This window comes from Nonomuraea terrae, from assembly GCF_044465245.1.
Taxonomy (GTDB): domain Bacteria; phylum Actinomycetota; class Actinomycetes; order Streptosporangiales; family Streptosporangiaceae; genus Nonomuraea; species Nonomuraea terrae.
Map to the genome: position 1 here is coordinate 166,398 of NZ_JBITLL010000005.1, position 18,598 is coordinate 184,995.

The 18,598-nt window shown below is 73.9% G+C and carries 22 protein-coding genes; 16 read left to right on the top strand and 6 right to left on the bottom strand.

What is annotated here, in order from left to right; genetic code table 11:
• Nucleotides 1-2: 2 nt before the first annotated feature.
• The 6 genes from ACIBP6_RS24490 to ACIBP6_RS24515 all read left to right on the top strand — a co-directional run bounded on the left by ACIBP6_RS24490 (nucleotide 3) and on the right by ACIBP6_RS24515 (nucleotide 5,264).
• Nucleotides 3-683, top strand: coding sequence for a hypothetical protein (locus ACIBP6_RS24490; RefSeq protein WP_397055642.1), 681 nt, complete (start codon nucleotides 3-5; stop codon nucleotides 681-683).
• Nucleotides 676-2,529, top strand: coding sequence for a penicillin-binding protein 2 (mrdA, locus tag ACIBP6_RS24495; RefSeq protein WP_397055644.1), 1,854 nt, complete (start codon nucleotides 676-678; stop codon nucleotides 2,527-2,529). The genes ACIBP6_RS24490 and mrdA overlap by 8 nt, the downstream gene beginning before the upstream one ends.
• Nucleotides 2,526-3,662, top strand: coding sequence for a rod shape-determining protein RodA (gene rodA, locus ACIBP6_RS24500; protein WP_397055645.1), 1,137 nt, complete (start codon nucleotides 2,526-2,528; stop codon nucleotides 3,660-3,662). The genes mrdA and rodA overlap by 4 nt, the downstream gene beginning before the upstream one ends.
• A 130-nt stretch (nucleotides 3,663-3,792) precedes the next feature.
• On the top strand, nucleotides 3,793-4,125 hold the full coding sequence (locus ACIBP6_RS24505; RefSeq protein WP_397055647.1) for an IclR family transcriptional regulator domain-containing protein: 333 nt from the start codon (nucleotides 3,793-3,795) through the stop codon (nucleotides 4,123-4,125).
• Nucleotides 4,126-4,167: 42 nt separating this feature from the next.
• Complete coding sequence (locus tag ACIBP6_RS24510; protein WP_397055649.1) at nucleotides 4,168-4,749, top strand: DUF4291 domain-containing protein; 582 nt, start codon at nucleotides 4,168-4,170, stop codon at nucleotides 4,747-4,749.
• Nucleotides 4,746-5,264 carry an epimerase gene (locus ACIBP6_RS24515; protein ID WP_397055650.1) on the top strand — a complete coding sequence of 173 codons (519 nt, stop codon included), beginning with the start codon at nucleotides 4,746-4,748 and terminating at the stop codon, nucleotides 5,262-5,264. Before ACIBP6_RS24510 ends, ACIBP6_RS24515 begins: the two co-directional genes overlap by 4 nt.
• Here ACIBP6_RS24515 and ACIBP6_RS24520 read toward each other — a convergent pair.
• Nucleotides 5,239-6,552 carry an MFS transporter gene (locus tag ACIBP6_RS24520; RefSeq protein WP_397055652.1) on the bottom strand — a complete coding sequence of 438 codons (1,314 nt, stop codon included), beginning with the start codon at nucleotides 6,550-6,552 and terminating at the stop codon, nucleotides 5,239-5,241. The two genes, ACIBP6_RS24515 and ACIBP6_RS24520, sit on opposite strands and share 26 nt — an antisense overlap.
• 92 nt (nucleotides 6,553-6,644) lie before the next feature.
• Here ACIBP6_RS24520 and ACIBP6_RS24525 point away from each other — a divergent pair, with 92 nt between their 5' ends.
• From ACIBP6_RS24525 to ACIBP6_RS24535, 3 genes are all read left to right on the top strand, one after another.
• Entirely contained in the window at nucleotides 6,645-7,184 is a 540-nt protein-coding gene (locus ACIBP6_RS24525) for a CGNR zinc finger domain-containing protein (protein ID WP_397055654.1), read from the top strand.
• Between the two features lie 243 nt (nucleotides 7,185-7,427).
• Entirely contained in the window at nucleotides 7,428-8,522 is a 1,095-nt protein-coding gene (locus tag ACIBP6_RS24530; protein WP_397057072.1) for an LLM class flavin-dependent oxidoreductase, read from the top strand.
• A 36-nt stretch (nucleotides 8,523-8,558) separates the two neighbouring features.
• Entirely contained in the window at nucleotides 8,559-9,182 is a 624-nt protein-coding gene (locus ACIBP6_RS24535; protein WP_397055655.1) for an FMN reductase, read from the top strand.
• 85 nt (nucleotides 9,183-9,267) lie between these two features.
• Here ACIBP6_RS24535 and ACIBP6_RS24540 read toward each other — a convergent pair whose 3' ends face one another.
• The gene (locus ACIBP6_RS24540; RefSeq protein ID WP_397055657.1) at nucleotides 9,268-10,179 is read right to left on the bottom strand and encodes a superoxide dismutase; all 912 of its coding nucleotides are present in this window, start codon (nucleotides 10,177-10,179) and stop codon (nucleotides 9,268-9,270) included.
• Between the two features lie 171 nt (nucleotides 10,180-10,350).
• On the opposite strand from ACIBP6_RS24540, the gene ACIBP6_RS24545 reads away from it, so the two are divergent.
• The 5 genes from ACIBP6_RS24545 (at nucleotide 10,351) to ACIBP6_RS24565 (ending at nucleotide 14,637) form a co-directional block, all read left to right on the top strand.
• Complete coding sequence (locus ACIBP6_RS24545) at nucleotides 10,351-11,808, top strand: M1 family metallopeptidase (RefSeq protein ID WP_397055659.1); 1,458 nt, start codon at nucleotides 10,351-10,353, stop codon at nucleotides 11,806-11,808.
• A 50-nt stretch (nucleotides 11,809-11,858) separates the two neighbouring features.
• Nucleotides 11,859-12,389, top strand: a complete 531-nt coding sequence (locus ACIBP6_RS24550) for a hypothetical protein (protein WP_397055661.1) — start codon at nucleotides 11,859-11,861, stop codon at nucleotides 12,387-12,389.
• A 28-nt stretch (nucleotides 12,390-12,417) separates the two neighbouring features.
• Complete coding sequence (locus tag ACIBP6_RS24555) at nucleotides 12,418-13,023, top strand: cyclodeaminase/cyclohydrolase family protein (protein ID WP_397055663.1); 606 nt, start codon at nucleotides 12,418-12,420, stop codon at nucleotides 13,021-13,023.
• Nucleotides 13,020-13,847: a bifunctional 5,10-methylenetetrahydrofolate dehydrogenase/5,10-methenyltetrahydrofolate cyclohydrolase gene (locus tag ACIBP6_RS24560; protein ID WP_397055664.1), complete on the top strand. Its 828-nt coding sequence runs from the start codon at nucleotides 13,020-13,022 to the stop codon at nucleotides 13,845-13,847. The genes ACIBP6_RS24555 and ACIBP6_RS24560 overlap by 4 nt, the downstream gene beginning before the upstream one ends.
• Nucleotides 13,848-13,923: 76 nt before the next feature.
• The gene (locus tag ACIBP6_RS24565; protein ID WP_397055666.1) at nucleotides 13,924-14,637 is read left to right on the top strand and encodes a type 1 glutamine amidotransferase; all 714 of its coding nucleotides are present in this window, start codon (nucleotides 13,924-13,926) and stop codon (nucleotides 14,635-14,637) included.
• A 12-nt stretch (nucleotides 14,638-14,649) separates the two neighbouring features.
• Here ACIBP6_RS24565 and ACIBP6_RS24570 read toward each other — a convergent pair whose 3' ends face one another.
• Nucleotides 14,650-15,741 carry an alpha/beta hydrolase gene (locus ACIBP6_RS24570; protein ID WP_397055668.1) on the bottom strand — a complete coding sequence of 364 codons (1,092 nt, stop codon included), beginning with the start codon at nucleotides 15,739-15,741 and terminating at the stop codon, nucleotides 14,650-14,652.
• A 100-nt stretch (nucleotides 15,742-15,841) separates the two neighbouring features.
• On the opposite strand from ACIBP6_RS24570, the gene ACIBP6_RS24575 reads away from it, so the two are divergent.
• The gene (locus ACIBP6_RS24575; RefSeq protein WP_397055670.1) at nucleotides 15,842-16,501 is read left to right on the top strand and encodes an endonuclease V; all 660 of its coding nucleotides are present in this window, start codon (nucleotides 15,842-15,844) and stop codon (nucleotides 16,499-16,501) included.
• An 8-nt stretch (nucleotides 16,502-16,509) separates the two neighbouring features.
• On the opposite strand, the gene ACIBP6_RS24580 is transcribed toward ACIBP6_RS24575, so the two are convergent.
• Complete coding sequence (locus tag ACIBP6_RS24580; RefSeq protein WP_397055672.1) at nucleotides 16,510-17,157, bottom strand: NADPH-dependent F420 reductase; 648 nt, start codon at nucleotides 17,155-17,157, stop codon at nucleotides 16,510-16,512.
• Nucleotides 17,158-17,225: 68 nt separating this feature from the next.
• Here ACIBP6_RS24580 and ACIBP6_RS24585 point away from each other — a divergent pair, with 68 nt between their 5' ends.
• On the top strand, nucleotides 17,226-17,588 hold the full coding sequence (locus ACIBP6_RS24585; RefSeq protein ID WP_397055674.1) for a winged helix-turn-helix transcriptional regulator: 363 nt from the start codon (nucleotides 17,226-17,228) through the stop codon (nucleotides 17,586-17,588).
• A 72-nt stretch (nucleotides 17,589-17,660) separates the two neighbouring features.
• Here ACIBP6_RS24585 and ACIBP6_RS24590 read toward each other — a convergent pair whose 3' ends face one another.
• Nucleotides 17,661-17,966 (bottom strand): hypothetical protein, encoded by a 306-nt coding sequence (locus tag ACIBP6_RS24590; RefSeq protein WP_397055676.1) that lies wholly within the window; start codon nucleotides 17,964-17,966, stop codon nucleotides 17,661-17,663.
• 19 nt (nucleotides 17,967-17,985) lie between these two features.
• Nucleotides 17,986-18,402, bottom strand: coding sequence for a hypothetical protein (locus ACIBP6_RS24595; RefSeq protein ID WP_397055678.1), 417 nt, complete (start codon nucleotides 18,400-18,402; stop codon nucleotides 17,986-17,988).
• Between the last annotated feature and the right edge of the window lie 196 nt (nucleotides 18,403-18,598).

Sequence of the window (18,598 nt, forward strand, 5' to 3'; positions counted from 1 at the left end):
TCGTGCGGGTCGCGCTGCTGCTCGTGGCACCGCTGCTGCAGGTGCTGCTGGTCAACCGTTCGCCGTGGGGCGGGCCCGACCTGGTCACCCTCGCGGTCGTGTGGACGGCGCTGGCCAGGGGGCCGGTGTGGGGGTGCGCGGCGGGGCTGGCCGGCGGTCTGCTCGCCGACGTGACCCCGCCCGCCGACGGCACGATGGGGCGTACGGCGCTGGTGCTGTCGCTGCTCGGCCTGCTGTCGGGCCGGCTGTCGGGCCGGCTGTCGGGCCGGCTGTCGGGGTTCGGGCGGGAACGAGAGCCGCTCGGGCCTCCTGGGTGGAGACGCGGGCCGCTGTCCCGGCTGGTCAGGCGAGACCGCGCGCCGTCGCGCGGGCTGCTCGGGATCGGGCGAGGGCCGGTGGGGCCGCTCGCGTGGGCGCAGCGGGACCGGGCGCCGATGGGCCGGGGGGCGACGTCGCTGGTGGTGGCCGTCGTGGCGGCGGCAGGGCCGGTGTCGCAGGGCGCGGCGGCGGTGGCGTTCGGGGATGAGGCGTGGGCGACCGCGGCGGCCGGGCTGCCGGTCACGGCGGCGTGGACGGCGGCGCTCGGGGTCGCCGCGGCGGCCACCGCGCGTGCCGCGCGACGCCGCCGGCCTGTGGTGGCGCCCCTTGCGCCCGAGGCGGCGGCGGTGATGCGGCGTGTCTAGGGCGCGGCTGTTCGTGCTGCGGCTGGCCGTGGTCGCGATGCTCGCCACCCTCGTCGGCCGCCTGTGGTACCTGCAGGTGGCCAACGGCGACCGGTACGTCCAGGCCGCGGCGGACGTGCGGATCAGGACCGTGGCGCTGCCGCCGGCCCGCGGCCGGATCGTCGACGTGGCCGGGCGTCCCCTGGTGACGAACCGGACCCGGCCGGTGGTCACGGTGGACGGCGTCGCGCTGGCCCACCAGCCCGACGGCGGCCGGGCGGTGCTGGAACGCCTGGGCGAGGTGCTGGGGCAGCCGTCCCGGCAGCTGGCGGAGAAGGTGCGGCCGTGCGGGCCGCGGGTGCCGCAGCCGTGCTGGCGGGGTTCGCCGTACGAGCCGGTGCCGGTCGCCGAGGGCGTCGAGGCGCCGGTGGCGCTGCAGATCAGCGAACGCCGGCGAGACTTCCCCGGCGTCAGCACGGAACTGCGCCCGGTCCGCGTCTACCCGCTGGGCCCGGCGGCGGCGCACACCCTCGGGTACGCGCAGGGCGCGCGAGGCAGGGACGGCCTCGAAGCCGTCTACGACCGCCGGCTCGCCGGCACCCCGGGACGCAGGGACGTGGCCGTGGACAACACCGGCAAGGTCACCAGAACCGTCCGCGAGACGCCGCCCGTCCCTGGGAACACGCTGGTGACCAGCGTCGACGCCCGCATCCAGGCCATCGCCGAGCAGGCGCTGGGCCGCGCCCTGTCGCGCAGCGGGGGCACCTCGGGCGCGGCCGTCGTGCTGGAGTCGCGGACCGGCCGCGTGACGGCGCTCGCCGGACGGCCCGCGTACGACCCTTCGGTGTGGACCGACGGGGTGACGGCCCGCGAGTACGCGCGGCTGCCGCTGCTGTCGCAGGCCGTCCAGGGCCAGTGGGCGCCGGGCTCCACGTGGAAGGTCGCCTCGACCGCGGCAGCGGCGGCGGCCGGGTATCCGCTCGGAGCGACGTACGACTGCCCGGCCGGTTACCGGGTCGGCGACCGGGTGTTCGGCAACTTCGGCGACGCCGACCTGGGCCGGATGACCATGCACGGCGCGCTGGTGCGGTCGTGCGACACGATCTTCTACCGGTTCGCCGACGAGCTGTGGCGGCGCGGGTCGGACGCTTTGCAGGAGACCGCCCGCGGGTTCGGGTTCGGCCGGCCGACCGGCGTGGACCTGCCCGGCGAGGCCGCCGGAGCGGTGCCTGACGCGGCCTCGAAGCAGGCTCAGTGGCGGGCGACGCGGCAGGAGACCTGCCGGCGGGCCGGGAGCGGCTACCCGGAGCTGGCCGACCGGGAGCGGGCGGCGTACCTGACGGCCGTGGCGAGGGAGAACTGCCGGGGCGCGGGCGTGTGGCGGGGCGGCGACGCGGCGAACGTCTCCATCGGGCAGGGCGGCGTGCTCGTCACGCCGCTGCAGCTCGCGCGGGCGTACGCGGCGATCGCCAACGGCGGGACGCTGCACAGCCCGCGCGTCGGCCTGCGGATCGAGCGCCCCGACGGCACGACCGCCGAGACGATCACGCCGCCGGTGGCCGGGAGGCTGCCCGCCTCGGCGCAGACGCTGCGTTTCCTCCGGCAGGCGCTGGCCGAGGTGCCCCGGTCCGGGACGGCGGAGGGCGCTTTCGAGGGGTTCCCGTTCGACGCGATCGCCGTGGCGGGCAAGACGGGCACGGCGGAGGCGTTCGGCCGGCGGGACACCTCCTGGTTCGCCTCGTTCGCGCCGGATCCCGCCTACACCGTGGTGGTCGTCCTGTCGGAGGGCGGGCGGGGCGCCGAGGGGGCGGCGCCGGCGGCCCGGGAGATCTGGGAGGGCATCCTCGGCCTGCGGGAGCGGCGATGATCGCGGTGGGCGGGCGGCGGCGGATCGTGTGGGCGCCGTCGCTGGGCGCCCCCGACCGGGTGCTGACGGTGCTGGCGGTGGCGCTGTCGGCCGCCGGGCTGCTGCTGGTGTGGTCGGCCACCCGGATGACGGGCGACCACGCGCTGCTGGTGCGCCAGGCCGTCGCTGTCGCGGGCGGGCTCGTGCTCATGTGGCTGGTCTCGCGGGTGGACCTGCGGGTGTTGCGGGCGTACGTGCCCGCGGCGTACGTGCTGGCGGTGCTGGCGCTGGCCGCGGTCCTCAGCCCGCTGGGCGTGCGGGTGAACGGCGCCCACTCGTGGATCGTGCTCGCGCCGGGGGTGCGGTTCCAGCCGTCGGAGCTCGCCAAGGTGGCGCTGGCGCTGGCGTTCGCGGTGCCGCTGGGCGAGCTGCGCGACGGCCGGAGCCGGCCGGGGTTCGGCGGGGTGGTGCTCGCCCTGGTGCTGGCCGCCGTCCCGATCGGGCTCATCGCGCTGCAGCCGGACGTGGGGACGATGCTGGTGTTCGCGGCCATGGTGGCGGGCGCGCTGCTGGTGTCCGGGGCGCCCAAACGGTGGCTGCTGGTGCTGGCCGCGGGCGCGGCGGGGGCGGGCGCGGCGGCCTGGCAGCTCGGGCTCGTCCGGCCGTACCAGCTGGAACGGCTGCTCGTGCTGGCGAACCCGGCGGCCGACCCGGGCGGCGCCGGCTACAACGCCGCCCAGGCGCGCATCGCGATCGGCTCCGGCGGCCTGTACGGCAAGGGCCTGTTCAACGGTGAGCAGACGGCCGGGCACTTCGTTCCCGAGCGGCACACCGACTTCGTCTTCACCGTCGCGGGCGAGGAGCTCGGGTTCGCCGGGGCCGCGGCCGTCGTGCTCGCCCTGTGCGCGCTGCTGTGGCGGGGCCTGTCCATCGCCCGCGACAGCGCCTCGCCGTACGGTGCGGTGCTGGCCGGCGCGCTGGTGTCGTGGATCGGGTTCCAGGCGTTCGTGAACGTCGGCATGACCGTGGGCCTGACGCCGATCGTGGGCGTGCCGCTGCCGTTCGTGTCGTACGGCGGCTCGGCCACGGTCGCCGGCCTGGTGGCCGTGGGGCTGCTACAGGCGGTTCACCGGACCAAGCCCATGCAGCCGTAGCAGGTTCTCGCCGAGGATCTTCCGTTTGGCCTGGTCGGTGAGTTGCGGGTAGCCGTACCCGTCGCACAGATCCTGCGGGATCGTCAAGTCCCTGAACGCGCGCAGCGCCCACTGCGGGTGGAAGATCGGCGTGGAGACGGCGCCGCACGCCACGCCGCTGGGCAAGGCGCTGCTGCTGGCGCTGCCGTCCCGGGTGCGCCGGGGCGTCCTGCGCGGGTACGGCCTGCGCCGCTTCACCCCCGCGACGCCCGCCGGCGTGGAGGACGTCGAGGAGGAGCTGGCCGGGCTGCGGCCGGGGCAGGTGGTGGAGGAACACGGGCAGTTCCGGCCGGACGTGGCCTGCGCCGGCGCGGTGGTGCCCGGCACGCGGTGGGCGATCGGCCTGTCGGCCCGGGGCGCGTCCGTCCCGCGCGCGGCCTCCGCGCGGCTGGCCGAGGCGGTGCGCGACCCGGCGTACGCGTAAACGGGTTGCCCCGTGGTACGGGTCTTCGCCACGGTGATCTCCATGAACGTGCTTCTCCGCCAGATCCGCGCCCTCCACACCGAGGAGACGATCACGGTCTACCAGGCGTACGACGCCGGGATCGCCGGGCCCGCCGTCGCGGCCCAGCGCTTCGTGCCGCCGTTCAAGCGGGACCGGATGACGTGGATCAAGCCGTCGTTCCTCTGGATGATGTACCGGTGCGGGTACGCGACCAAGCCGGGCCAGGAGCGGGTGCTGGCGATCGAGCTGACCCGGGAGGGGTTCGCGTGGGCGCTGGCGAACGCCTGCCTCAGCCGGGACGACGGGCGGCCCGGATGGGCGCGGCGGCTCAAGCGCAGCCCGGTCCGGATCCAGTGGGATCCCGAGCGGGGGGTGCGGCACGAGGCGCTGCCGTACCGGTCGATCCAGATCGGGTTGTCCGGCGAGGCGGTGCGGCGTTACGTCGAGGAGTGGACGGCCTCGATCACCGACGTCACGGACCGGGTCCGCGAGCTGCGGGAGGCGCTCGGGAGCCGCGCCGAGGTGAGCGGGCTGCTGCCGGTCGAGCGGCCGTATCCTGTGCCTGCCGACCTCATCGAGACGATCGGGGCGAGTCCGGGATGAGGGTGATCCTCTTCGGGGCGACCGGGGTGATCGGGCGCGGGGTACTTCGCGAGTGCCTGCTCGACGACCGGGTCACCGGCGTGCTCGCGGCCGGGCGCGTTCCCGAGGGGGTCGTCCATCCCAAGCTCCTTCTCACCGGCGAGCCGGCCGGATACGACGCGTGTTTCTGCTGCGCTCCCGGCGAGGCTCTGCCTGCCGCCCGTGCGCTGGCGCCCGGTGCCACGTTCGTGTACGTGCGGGGCGCCGGGGAGACGGACGCGACGCAGGACGCGGTCCTGGCGCTGCCGCTGGAGGCGTACGTGTTCCGGCCCGGTCGCGTCCCGTCCGGCCGGCCGCCCTTCCGGCTGGCCTACGTGGTGACCCGGCCGCTGTTTGCGCTGCTGCGCCGGTGGTCGGGCGCGCAGGCGACGACGCCGGAGCAGATCGGCCGGGCGATGATCGCGGTCGCCGAGCGCGGCGCGCCCCGCCGCGTCCTCGGCCCCGCCGACATCAACGCGCTCGCCGCGGGCTCCTGACCCGGGCCGGCGCCAACGGCACGGCCAGCAGGGCCGCCCCCGCCGCCAGGCCCCACACCGCGTGCCACGAGGTGAGCTCCAGGACCACCGGCACGAGCAGCGACGTGGCGAAGCCCGCGCCGAAGAGCGCCGTGCCCAGCAGGCCCAGGGCACTGCCGGCCCGCCCCGTGCCCGCCATCGCGGCGATCTCCGTGTACGCGACGCCGTGCCAGGAGTTGGCCAGCACGCCGCCGACCGCCAGGGCGCCGACCGTCACCAGGATGGGGGCGTCGGCGAGCACGGCGGCCGCCGCCATCGCGACGCCGCTGAGCGCGCCGATGCCGCGCACGTGGGCTCGGCGGTCGCCGCCGCGGTCGGTGCGCCGTCCGGTCCAGATGCGGACGGCGCCGCCGCCGATCTGGGCGATCAGGACCGTGGCGGCGGCCGGCCCTGAGCCCTGTCCCCTGGCGTCGTGCAGGAAGATCGCGGTGAAGGAGAGGACGGCGAACTGCGGCACGGTCAGCAACGCCCCGGCCACCGCCAGTCGCCATACGTCCCAGCGTAGAAGCGGCGACCGCTCCTTCACCGGCCGGTCACCGGTACCGGAGGCGTCCGCCGAACGCCCCGCGCCGTACGCCTCCGTCTTCGCCACGGGGTGCGGTCCGCCGTGGGGGTCCGGCTTCGAAGGTGACGGGGGTTCGTGCAGCCAGCGCCAGGTGGCCGCGGCGGACAGGAGGCAGAGGGCGGCGGGGACCGCGTAGGCGGCGCGGAAGCCGTACGTGCCGGCGAGCCAGGGCAGCAGGGCCACGCCCACCGCGCCGCCCACCGGGATGGCCGTCTGGCGGATCCCCATGGCGAGCCCGCGTTCCCCGTCGCCGAACCAGGTCATGATCGCCCGCCCCGAGGCCGCGTTGACGCTGCCGCCCAGGGCCCCGGCGGCCAGCAGGCATGCGCCCAGGAGGACGGTGCCGGCCCCGTCCGGCGGGGTGACGGCGGCGGTCATCGCCACCAGCAGCATCCCCAGGCCGGTCATTCCCGTGAGCAGGACGCGCCGGTCGCCCCACCGGTCGGTCAGCAGCCCCCACACGACGTCGGAGGCCGCGACCCCCAGCGCCAGGCAGGCCAGGACCGCGCCGAGCGACGCCGTGGACAGGTGGTAGCCGGCGCGCAGCACGACCCCCGTGACGGGGATGCCGGAGAACATCGCCGAGAAACTGCCCTGCGCCCCGACCCCCACGGCCAGCACCACCCACCGGTGCCGCGCCCCGTACGGGCGTGTGCGGCCCGGCGCGGTGAAGGTCGTCGTCACCCGGCCCCTCCTTTCACGAAATAACCGGATTCAGTGGTTACTCACCCTGGAGGCAGCCGAAGTAACTTGTCAACCCGGTTACTATGGAGGTCATGCACGCCACCTTCGTCAGCGGGAACCTCGGGCTCGACCTGGCGGGCACGGTCGGCCGGCGGCGCGGCGAGCCCGTCGATCTCCTGGCCACCCCCGCCGACCTGGCCCGCTGGGCGGTCGCCGCCGGGCTCCTCACCACGCCGCCCGAGGCGGACGACGACGACCTCGCCCTCGCCCTGTCGCTGCGCGAGGCGGTCTACCGGCTGGCGTCCGCGGCCCGCACGGGGGCGCCGTACGCGGAGGAGGACCGGCGGGTGCTCAACGCGGCGGCCGGGCACCCGCCGGTGAGCGTGCTGCTCGGTGAGCACGGCGTGGTGCGCGACGGCGGCCTGCGCGCGGCGCTGTCCAGCGTCGCCCGCGCGGCGGCCGAGCTCCTCGGCGGCCCGCAGGCGGCGCTGATCCGCGAGTGCGAGGCCGCCCCCTGCACGCGGCTCTACGTCGACGCCTCCCACCGGCGGACGCGCCGCTGGTGCGACATGCGCGGATGCGGCAACCGGGCGAAGGCGGCGGCCTTCCGGGCCCGCGTCCGCGAGAGCTGACGGCGGCACCCGGCGCCGGTCGCGCGGGCGGCCGCGGCCGATCCGGGAGGGCAGGCGCGAGTCCGCCCCGCGACCGGCTCAGGAGCGACGGGCCCGCGTCCGCGAGGGCCCGGCCAGGCTGGGCGCAGAGCGGGTCGGCGCCCCAGGGCTCGAGGTGGCGCGGGATGCCGGATGATTGGAATATCTCGGGAGGGCGCGACGCTCTAGGGGTCAAACATTCAATAGTCATGGATGGTGACTAAATTGCAGTTCGGGATCTTCAGTGTGGGCGACGTCACCCCTGACCCCACCACCGGCAGGACGCCGACCGAGCACGAGCGCATCAAGGCGATGGTGGCGATCGCGGTCAAGGCCGAGGAGGTCGGGCTCGACGTCTTCGCGACCGGCGAGCACCACAACCCGCCCTTCGTCCCGTCCTCGCCCACCACCATGCTCGGGTACATCGCGGCCAGGACCGAGCGCCTCGTGCTCACCACCGCCACGACCCTCATCACCACGAACGACCCGGTGAAGATCGCCGAGGACTTCGCGATGCTGCAGCACCTGGCCGACGGCCGGGTCGATCTCATGCTCGGCCGCGGCAACACCGGCCCGGTCTACCCGTGGTTCGGGCAGGACATCAGGCAGGGCATCCCGCTGGCCGTCGAGAACTACGCGCTGCTGCACCAGCTGTGGCGCGAGGACGTCGTCGACTGGGAGGGCCGCTTCCGCACGCCGCTGCAGGGCTTCACCTCGACGCCGCGCCCGCTCGACGGGGTGCCGCCGTTCGTCTGGCACGGCTCGATCCGCAGCCCCGAGATCGCCGAGCAGGCCGCCTACTACGGCGACGGCTTCTTCGCCAACAACATCTTCTGGCCGAAGGAGCACTTCATGCGCCTGATCGGCCTCTACCGCCAGAGGTACGCCCACTACGGACACGGCACGCCCGAGCAGGCCATCGTGGGGCTGGGCGGGCAGGTGTTCATGCGCAAGAACTCCCAGGACGCCGTGCGCGAGTTCCGCCCGTACTTCGACAACGCCCCCGTGTACGGGCACGGGCCGTCGCTGGAGGACTTCATGGCCGAGACGCCCCTCACCGTGGGCAGCCCCCAGCAGGTCATCGACCGTACGCTGGAGTTCCGCGAGTACTTCGGCGACTACCAGCGCCAGCTGTTCCTCATGGACCACGCCGGCCTGCCGCTGAAGACGGTGCTGGAGCAGCTCGACATCCTCGGCGAGGAGGTCGTGCCCGTGCTGCGCGCGGAGTTCGCCAAGGACCGCCCCGACAGCGTGCCCGACGCCCCCACGCACGCCTCGCTGCTCGCCGCCAAGGACAAGTCCGCGGCCATCGGCGCCTGAACCGCCGTACGTCCCCTCGAAAGGAGAGATCCCCCCATGAAGCTCGTCGTCGTCTCGGCGGGTCTGACCCAGCCGTCCTCCAGCCGCCTGCTCGCCGACCGCCTGGCCGAGGCGGTCGCGCGGCGGCTGGAGGAGACGCCGGGAACGCCCCCCGAGGTCCGGGTGATCGAGCTGCGCGAGCTCGCGGTGGACGTCGCGAACAACTTCGTGACCGGTTTCGCCAACACCCGGCTGCGCGAGGCGCTCGAGGCGGTGACGGAGGCCGACGGGCTCGTCGCGGTCACGCCCATCTTCAGCGGCTCCTACAGCGGCCTGTTCAAGTCGTTCTTCGACGTGCTCGACAACACCGCGCTGACCGGCACGCCGGTGCTCATCGGCGCGACCGGGGGCACCGCCCGGCATTCGCTGGCGCTGGAGCACGCGGTGCGGCCGCTGTTCACGTACCTGCGGGCCGTGGTCGTGCCGACCGCGGTCTACGCGGCCTCGGAGGACTGGGGCGGCGGCCACGACGCGTTCACCGACGGGCTGGGCGAGCGCATCGCCCGCGCGGCGGAGGAGCTGGCCGGGCTGCTGCTGCACCGGGCGCCCCGGCGGGAGCCGCAGGAGGACGCGGTCGTCCCGTTCGAGGAGCAGCTCGCCGCGCTGCGCCCGCCGCGGTAGGGGGGCTCCTCCCCGGCTCCGCAGCGTGCCGGGGAGGAGGTACGGCGGCGGCCTGAGGGCCGCCACACGCCTGTGACGCGTGGCGTCAGGGTTTGACGGAGACCACGTCGTACGTCGTGTCGGGCGTCGGGGTCGTCGTGAAGCGGGCGTTCGGCAGGTAGAGGCGGTGGCCGTAGGAGGCGACCGTCGTCGGCACGTCGAACCGGTCGTCGGTGATCCGCCTGACGACCTTCCCGGAGGAGGCGTCGCGGGACAGGCCGATCACGGCGATCGTGTTCAGCCGGTTGAGCACGGCGTACAACGTGCGGCCGGACAGCAGCAGGCCGTCGCCGTTGGTCAGCGCCTCACCGCCGAGGTCGACCTCGGCGGTGACGCCGGAGGACGGGTTCACCTCGAACAACTTGCCGGTGTTCGACTGCACGATCAGCAGCGACCTGCCGTCGGGGCTGGGGGCGATGCCGTTGGCGTTGTTGCCGGTCGTGTACTGGAGGTCGCCGCTGAGCGGGATGTTCACCGCCTCGTCCGGCAGCGCGCCACCGCGCCCGAGGTCGAGCTTGTACAGGACCGGGTTGGCCGAGTCGGTGAAGTACGCCGCGCCGCCGAAGAGGATGACGTCGTTGACGAACGACGTCCCGGTGGCCAGCTCGTACGACTTGAGCACCCTCCCGGTGCGCACGTCCACCACGCGGGCGTCGCCGCCGGTGCCGCCGGCCACGAACAGCCGGCCGCGCCCGTCGGTCTTCATCCCGAGCGAGGGCGTGCCGGGGCCCTGACTGATGACGGATCCCTTGCCGGTGCGCAGGTCGGCGCGGTAGATGTCGCCGTCCACGCGGGAGCCGAAGTAGGCGTACGGCCCTGGGCCGATGGCGATGCCCTCCGGCTGGAACCCGTCGGGCAGCGGGAACGTGCCTGGCCTCGTGGCCGCCTGCGCCGGCAGGCCGGCGAGCGTGACCATGAGCACGGCGCTGAGTGCGGTCTTCAGGATCGCGGATCTCATGCGGACCACGATGCAGAAGCCGCCGGTCCCGGCAAAGGCCCAGAACCGCCTTCACAGGGATCTTTCAGCAACGATCCGACACGCCACCGGGGACGAATCGGGGAAAACCGCTTGTGGGCCCCTGCCTGCGTCGTTACTTTTGCCCGAATGCGGAGGCCCCTGTTATCCTCGATGACCGTCGCGCTGGTCCTGACGGCCTGCAGCGCACCCGAGTCGCCCCCCGCGCCACCCGTCACGAAGCAGCCCGCCACGAAACAGCAGCCCGCCACGAAGCGACCGCAGGCGGCGACCGCCGCGCCCGGGCGGGTGGATCTGAGCGCGTACGACGCGGGCCGGTCCCGGCCCGTCGCCGACCCGCTCTACCCGGCCTACGGCGACCCGTCGATCGACGTGCTCCACTACGACCTGGCGCTGGCGTGGAAACCCGGTGCGCGCACGTTGTCCGGCACGGCCACGTTGACGCTGCGGGCCGCCCGGCCGATCTCCCGCGTCCGTCTCGACTTCGGCCGGGCGCTCAAGGTGGACGCCGTCAAGGTGAACGACGTCACGATCGAGGCGACCAGGAAGGGTGACGACCTGACCGTCCCGCTGCCCGAGGCGCTGGAGGCGGACGAGGGCGCGGTGGTGACCGTGTGCTACCACGGCCGGCCGAAGCCGGTGGACGCCGGGCAGCGGCGCGAGGACATCTCCATGCTGGGCTTCCACGTCGGCGAGGGCGGGCGGGCGTGGGCGCTGCAGGAGCCGTTCGGGGCGTTCACCTGGTTCCCGGTGAACGACCACCCGTCGGACGAGGCGCTCTACGACGTGGCGATCACCGTGCCGGAGGGCTGGTCGGGCGTGGCGCACGGGACGTACGAGGGCAAGACCTCCGCGGGGCGGACGAGCACGTTCCGGTGGCGGTCGACCGACCCCGTGGCCAGTTACCTGACGGTGTTCGCGGCCGACAGGTTCCGGATGTATCGGGACGAGGGGCCGCGCGGGATCCCGGTCACGTACTGGATCCGGCCGGGGGACGTGCCGCGGCAGTTGCCCGTGGCCAGGCGGATGCCGTCGATCATGCGCTGGCTGGAGCGCAAGCTCGGCCCGTACCCGTTCCCGAGCGCCGGGCTGGTGGCCACGAGCGACTCCGGCATGGAGACGCAGCAGATGATCGCCCTCGGCCCCCTCTACATGCGGCCATCGGTGGTGGCGCACGAGCTGGCCCACCACTGGTTCGGCGACACCGTCACCCCTCGGACGTGGCGCGACCTGTGGCTCAACGAGGGCTTCGCGATGTACCTGGAGATGCAGTGGTACGCCGAGCACGAGGACGGCACGATCGACGACTTCATCGCCAACATCCGCCGCGTCGACGGCCGGCTGCGTCAGGAGGCCGGCCCGCCCGGCAGGTACCGGCGCGACTCGTTCGGCATCAGCAACGTCTACTACGGCCCGGCGATCATGCTGCACGAGATCAGGAAGCGGCTCGGCGACCGGAAGTTCTTCGCGATGTTGCGGGCGTGGGTCCAGGAGCACCGCAACACCACCCAGGACCGGGCGTCCTTCACCAAGTGGATCAAGGAACACACAGGCCGGGACTTCACCGAGCTCATCGACACCTGGCTCGACTCGCCGACCACACCACGCTGACCGGCGACGGCTAGTACGTTGGACTGAAGCCGAACAAACGGGGTTGAATCATGTCAAACGGTGCACGTCACGCTCTCGGAGTCGTCGCCGGGCTGTTCCTGCCCGCGATCGTCACGGCCGCGCTGTGGTACGGCGTCGGTGATTTCGGACTGCAGGCCCAGCGGGACTTCCGGGTCTCGTGGCCGGCGGTGGCCGCGCTGGCCGCCGCGGCGCTCCTGCTGGCCTTCCTGGCCGGATCGCGCCTGTCGCCCGTCGCCTCGCTGTTCGGCGGCCTGGGGTTCACGACCCTCGGGGTGCTGCCCGTGCTGGAGCTCCTCGGCGGCACGCCGCTGCTCCCCGACGACCTGCTGCCCGGGGTCATGCGGACGGGCATGATGACCGTGGCGTACTCCGGGTTGCAGGCCGTACTCGGTGTGATGCTGCTGGTCGTGTCGATGTTCCCGTCCCGCTGGCGGGCTTTCGCCGCACGCTCGGCGCCGGAGGTCGCGCCCGCCTACGACCCCGGGTACGACAAGACGCCGTCGATGTTCCAGCCGTACAACGAGCCCGAGGACACCACGAGGCCGATGTTCCGTCAGTGAGGTCCGGGCGGCCTGGAAGAATGCCGCCATGCGCGACTCGAGGATCGTCGACTTCCTGGCCGAGCTGGCCGACCGGGTGCCCGCGCCCGGCGGCGGCGCGACGGCCGCCCTGCACGCGGCGCAGGCCGCCGCCCTGCTCGGCATGGTGGCCCGCTACACCACCGGCGACAGGTACGCCGCCCACGCCGAGACCGTGGCCGCCGTGACCACCCAGACCGACGCCCTGCGGGCCGACGCGCTGAAGCTGGCCGAGGAGGACGCCGCGGCGTTCACCGTGGTCGCCGACGCCTACCGCCTGCCCAAGGGCGAGGAGCGCAGCGCGACCCTCGCCCGGGCGCTGGCCGGCGCCGCCGAGCCGCCCGCCCGCGTGGCGGAGGCCGCCACCCGCCTGGTGGAGCTCTGCGAGCTGCTGCTGCCCATCGCCAACCGCAACGTCGTCACCGACGTGGCCGCCGCGGCCGAGGCCGCGCGCGCCGCCCTCACCACGGCCCGGATCAACGTCGAGGTCAACCTGGGCGGCATCGCCGACGAACGGCTGCGCGCCGAGCTGGGCGCCCGTGTGGCCGGCGTCGACGCCGCCGTGTCCAGGGCCGAGCAGGTCACCGCCGCCGTACGCGAGGAGATCAACCGGTGAGGACGCTGAGCGGCAGAGACCTCGCCGCCGCCATCCGCGCGCAGGCCGAGGCGGAGGCGGCGGCCGGCCCGCAACCGCGGCTGGCCGTCGTGGTCGCCACCGCCGACGAGGCGAGCCTGTGGTACGTCCGCTCGATCGCCAAGGCGGCGGCCGGCGTGGGCATCGCCTGCGACGTGGTCGACCTCGGCCCGGACGCGAGCCCCGACCAGATCGGCGAGACGCTGTCGCGGCTCAGCGCCGACCCCAACGTCCACGGCCTGATGGTGCAGACCCCGCTGCCCGCGGGCGCCTCGGCGCAGGAGCTGGCCGCCGCCATCGACCCGCGCAAGGACGTCGACGGCGCCAACCCGCTCTCGCTGGGCCGGCTGGCCGCCGGGCTGCCCGCGTTCGCGCCGGCCACGGCGGCGGCCGTGATGGCGCTGCTCGACCACTACGAGGTGGAGCTGCCGGGACGCCGGGCCGTGGTGGTCGGCCGCTCCACCGTGGTGGGCAAACCGCTCGCCCACCTCCTGCTCGACCGGCACGCGACGGTCACCGTCGCCCACTCGCGCACCCGTGACCTGGCCTCGGTCACCTCCACGGCCGACGTGCTGGTCGCGGCGGCGGGCCGGGCGGGGCTGATCGGCGCCGGTCACGTGGCGCCCGGCGCGGTCGTGATCGACGTCGGCACCAACCCGACCGACGACGGCGGGCTGACCGGTGACGTCGACTTCGAGGCGGTCTCCGCCGTGGCCGGGGCCCTCACGCCGGTGCCCGGCGGTGTCGGCCCGGTGACCACCGCCCTGCTCCTGCGTCACACCGCGCGCGCGGCGAACCTTCCGTGACCCGGCCGCCGCACCGTACACGTGTTCAGGCTCACCCGCGCGGAAGACGTGGACGAGCGCATTCTGGAGGCATCTGATGGCTGACATCCTCATCGTGCAGAACAGCAAGAGCGGCGGCCCGAGCCGGGTGGGCGGCTGGCTGGAGCAGGCCGGGCTCGGGCTCGACGTCGTGCTCGCCCACGAGGGCGCCCCGCTGCCGGCCCGGCTGGAGCACGACGCCATGATCATGCTGGGCGGCGGCTACCTGCCGGGCGAGGACGACCGGGCCCCGTGGCTGCGCGACGCCCGGCGGCTGATGAGTCAGGCGCTGGAGGACGGCGTGCCGGTGTTCGGCATCTGCCTCGGCGGCCAGATGCTCGCCGAGGTGGCGGGCGGCGAGGTGACCGGCGACGTCGGCGCGCCCGAGAACGGCAGCCTGCCGGTCACCATCAGGCCCGAGGCGGCGGCCGACCCGCTCTTCCACGGGCTGCCGCCGGTGGTGCCCGCCGTCGAGCACCACAAGGACGCGATCACCCGGCTGCCGGACGGCGCCGTCCACCTGGCGGAGACCGAGCGCTGCCCGTACCAGGCGTTCCGCATGGGTGAGCGGGCGTGGGGGGTGCAGTTCCATCCGGAGGTGCTGCCGGAGCGCATCCGCGGGTGGACGCCCGACGGCTTCGACCCGGCCGAGGTGTACGAGCGTGCGGTGGCGGACGAGCCGATCTCCACCCCGATCTGGCACCAGGTGACCGCCCGCTTCGCCGCGATCGTCACCGAGCGCGCCCTCGGGCCGGTGGCGCGGGGGATGTAGGGAGCTCCCGCTCTAGACGAGGGCTTCGGTGATGGCCTGGGCGGTGGCCTGCCAGATCGGGGTGGTCGGCAGGATGACGTCGAAGTGGTCGCCCGGCATTTCCAGATATGTCACGTCATCGCCGGCCTCCCGGGCGGCTCTGGCGTAGCGGCGGCCGAAGTCCACGAAGTCGAGCTCGTCCTCTGTGCCTTGGACGATCAGCTGCGGCGCCCCGACGGGCACCCGGTGCACCGGCGACGCGGCACCGTACGTCTCGTCCAGCGCGGCAGCCCCCGCAGAGGGATGCGCGGGGTCGGAGGGGTGGCCGAGGGCGGTGGCGGTGGCGCCGGCGCTCAGCCAGCGGCGGTCGGCCTGGACGAGGTCGAGCACGCCGGCCAGCGACACGGCGAGCCTGGCCCGCGCCCCGTCGGCCACGGCCCGCAGGACCAGCTGCGCCCCGGCCGAGTGTCCGGCGAGAGCGACCCGGTCCAGGTCGAGGCCGGGATCGGCGCCCTCGATCGCGGCCAGGCCGGCGGCCACGTCGGCGACCGTGGCGGCCCAGCCGTGCCGGTCGGGACGGCGGTATTCGAGGTTCCACACGGCGAGACCGCGTGCGGTCAGGTCGGCGCAGAGGGCCTCCATGAGGTCGGCCGCCCAGATCGAACGCCAGTATCCGCCGTGCACCAGCGCCACGACCGGCGTCCCGCCCGCGCGTCCGGACGGAAGGTACAGGTCGGCCCACTGCTCGGCGGAGCCGTCGCCGTAGGAGATCCGCCGGGTGGGCGGGTGGCGCAGACGGTGGACGGCGTGCCGGACACCCCACGCGAGCCCCCACAAGCCCCGCCCATGAAGGTGTCCAGCGCCCTCGACGCGTTCGAGGTCCACCCAGGCCACCACCTCGGGCCCGAGCGGCTGCCCGATCAGCGCCCGTGCCTCGGGCGACGGCCCGGGGACGACGACCGCCGCGCCGCTCCCCCGTACGAGGGCGCGCAGGTCGGCGGCGTCACGGGCGTGGGCCACCGCGCCGCGTACGTCCCAGACCGCGAACTCGCGGGTGGCGATCTCCTCCAGCAGCGCCGCGTCGGCGGGCACCCCGGGACCGACGACCACCAAGATCTCGCTCATGCCGCCGACCTTACCGAACGCCTGTCCGGACGCCTGTCCGGACGCCTCTCCGGACGCCTCTCCGGACGCCTCTCCGGACGATCGGTATAGCGTTGGCCCCGTGCAGGTCGAGCAACTCCACCCCTGGCCGTCCAGCGTCGCGGAGGCGGAGGCCGTGCAAGATCGGCTCCGCGGTCACGTCGAGCTGACCGGCCCCGCCACGTTCACGCTCGTCGCCGGCCTCGACGTGCACTACCACGGCGACGAGGCGCTGACGGCGGCGGTGGTCGTGCTCGACGCCGCCACGCTCGCGCCTGTGGAGCAGGTGGTGGCGCACGGGCGGGCGGCCTTCCCGTACGTGCCGGGTCTGTTCGCCTTCCGCGAGCTGCCCGCCCTCGTGGAGGCCCTGGAACGGCTCACGGTGACGCCCGACCTGCTGGTCTGCGACGGGTACGGTGTGGCCCACCCGCGCGGCTTCGGCCTGGCCTGCCACCTCGGCGTGCTGACCGGGCTGCCGGCGCTGGGCGTGGGCAAGACGCCCTTCGTCGGCGTCCACGAGATGCCCGGGCCGGAACGCGGGGCCTGGACGCCGATCGTCCACGAGGGCGCCACGGTGGGCCGGGCCCTGCGCACGCGGCCAGGGGTCAAGCCGGTCTACGTCTCGCAGGGCCACCGCGTCTCGCTGGACACGGTCACGGAGCAGGTCCTGCGCCTGACGCCCCGCTACCGCCTCCCCGAGCCGATCCGCCACGCCGACCACCTGGCCCGCCACCCCTCCTGACGCCCGCGTCAGCCCGGGCGGTGCGTGCCCGAGGAGGCGAGGGGCGGCAGGACGGCCTGCGCGTCCGAACCCCCGAACCACAAGCTGATCATGAACGCCGCCGTCGCCTCCAGCAGGACGGCCCGTTCCAGCCCTCCGGCCACGACAGGGGTGCAGCCGAGGTCGGCGACCAGCGTACGCGCCGCCTCCAGGGCCGCCGGGTCGTCGCCGCACAGCGGCACGGCCAGCGCACGGCCGTCGAAGACCGGCGGTGTCATCCGCCACACGTCCACATGACACAGGTTGAACGCCTTGACCACGTGCCCGCCGCTCGCCTCCGCGACCATCGGGGCGAGCGGGCGCGCGGGGTCGAAGTGGGCGGGGCCCGCGTTGGTCACGTCGACGAGCGGCTTGCCGCGCAGCGCCGCCCCCGCGGCGGCGAGCGTGCCGGCGAGCCCCTCGGCCGGTACGGCCACCACCACGACGTCGCCGAACGCGGCCGCCTGCGCCCAGCTCCCGGCCCGCACCACCGTTCCGCCCCGCTCGGTCATGCGCGCCGCCTGGGCGGCGCTCTTCCCGAGGTCCCTGCCGCTGATCATGATGTCGTGGCCGGCCGCGGCCCACTGCGTGCCCAGCGCGTCGGCCATCCCGCCCGCGCCCAGAATCCCGATCCTCATGTACGTCCTCCATCCGCAACGGGCTTTACTTGCAGGAAGACCGTAGAGATTCCGACGCACACCATTCGGTGCCCGACGAAAGGCCGCCGTTGTTCCTCGCCGACTGCCAGGCCAGGCTCGCCTTCGACCTGATGTCCAACACGTGGAACGCGGTCGTCATCTGGGCGCTGCGCCACGGGCCGCGGCGGCCCGGCCGGTTGCGTGAGGAGATCGGCGGCATCAGGCCCAAGGTGCTCACCGAGACGCTGCGGCGCCTGGAGCACAACGGCCTGGTGGCGCGCCGCGCGTACGCCGAGGCCCCGCCGAGGGTCGAGTACGAGCTGACCGCCTTGGGGCGCTCGCTGCTGGGCCCGATCGGGGCGTTCGGCGAGTGGGCCCACGATCACGCCGACGAGGTGCTGGCCGCCCAAGACGGGGACGAAAGCCACTGACCGTCCGACCGCCGTGGCAGGGGGAGGCGGCCGGTGATCCCCGCCGCATCGGCGCGGCGGGGATCACGTCCGTCAGCGGCGGTCGAGCCGGGCGATGCCCTTGCCCTCCACGATGTGCTGTGGTCCGTTGGCGAAGTTACCGCCGTTGATGCTGTTGTCGCTGTTGATCGCGCCGTTGGCGTTGTCCCAGTTGCCGCTGTTCACCTGACGGCCCCGGACGCGGTAGTTGCCGCTCTTCCAGGAGTTCCCCCGGTCCCTGGCCCAGTCGTGCTTGTGGGCGGTGGTCGCCGAGGCGACGTCTTCCAGCAGCGGCGTGGACACCACGACCGCCGACATCATCAGCCCGAGCTGCGCCGCAGCCATTCCCGCCTTTTTCATCAAGCCTCCCATCGCACGCTCACCCGCCCGGAGAAACGTGCTGGGGCCCGTTTGCCGTGTTTCCGCCGTTGCTGTTGTTGCTGCTCCCCGTCGAGCCGTTGGTGTTGGAGAAGTTTCCGCTGTTGATGGCGTTACCTTCATTATGGTAGTTCCCGCTGTTCGTCGAGTTTCCGCTGTTCTCCGGGCCGTTGACGCACTTCGTGGGCGAATTGTGCGATGGGGAGTTGTAGGCGACCAGCCGGTTACCGCAGAAAACGCTGGGCAGTGTTTCCATGACGCTGCCCAGGTCGGCGCCCACCGCACGCATGAGCAGCGAGGAGAGCTCGCCGGGCGCCGCCGCACCGGTCGGCGCCGGCGAGGTGACCTCCCCCGGTTCTTCGGCCGCCGATGCGCCGCCCCCCGTCAGCAGCGCGCCGCAGCCGAACATGGTGATCATCGTAATCCGTACGATTGCCCTCAACGCGTCCCCCCCGTCATTTCGTGACTTGATTCGCCGACGATAGCAGCGGGCCATGGAATATGAAGGTAAGCAATCGTGAGGGTTTGCGGAAAATGGGTGGCGGCTTTCGGGCGGCCATTGCGCACCTCATTTTGATAGCACCCGTTGTGATGGCGGAAGCCCCGAGATTCGG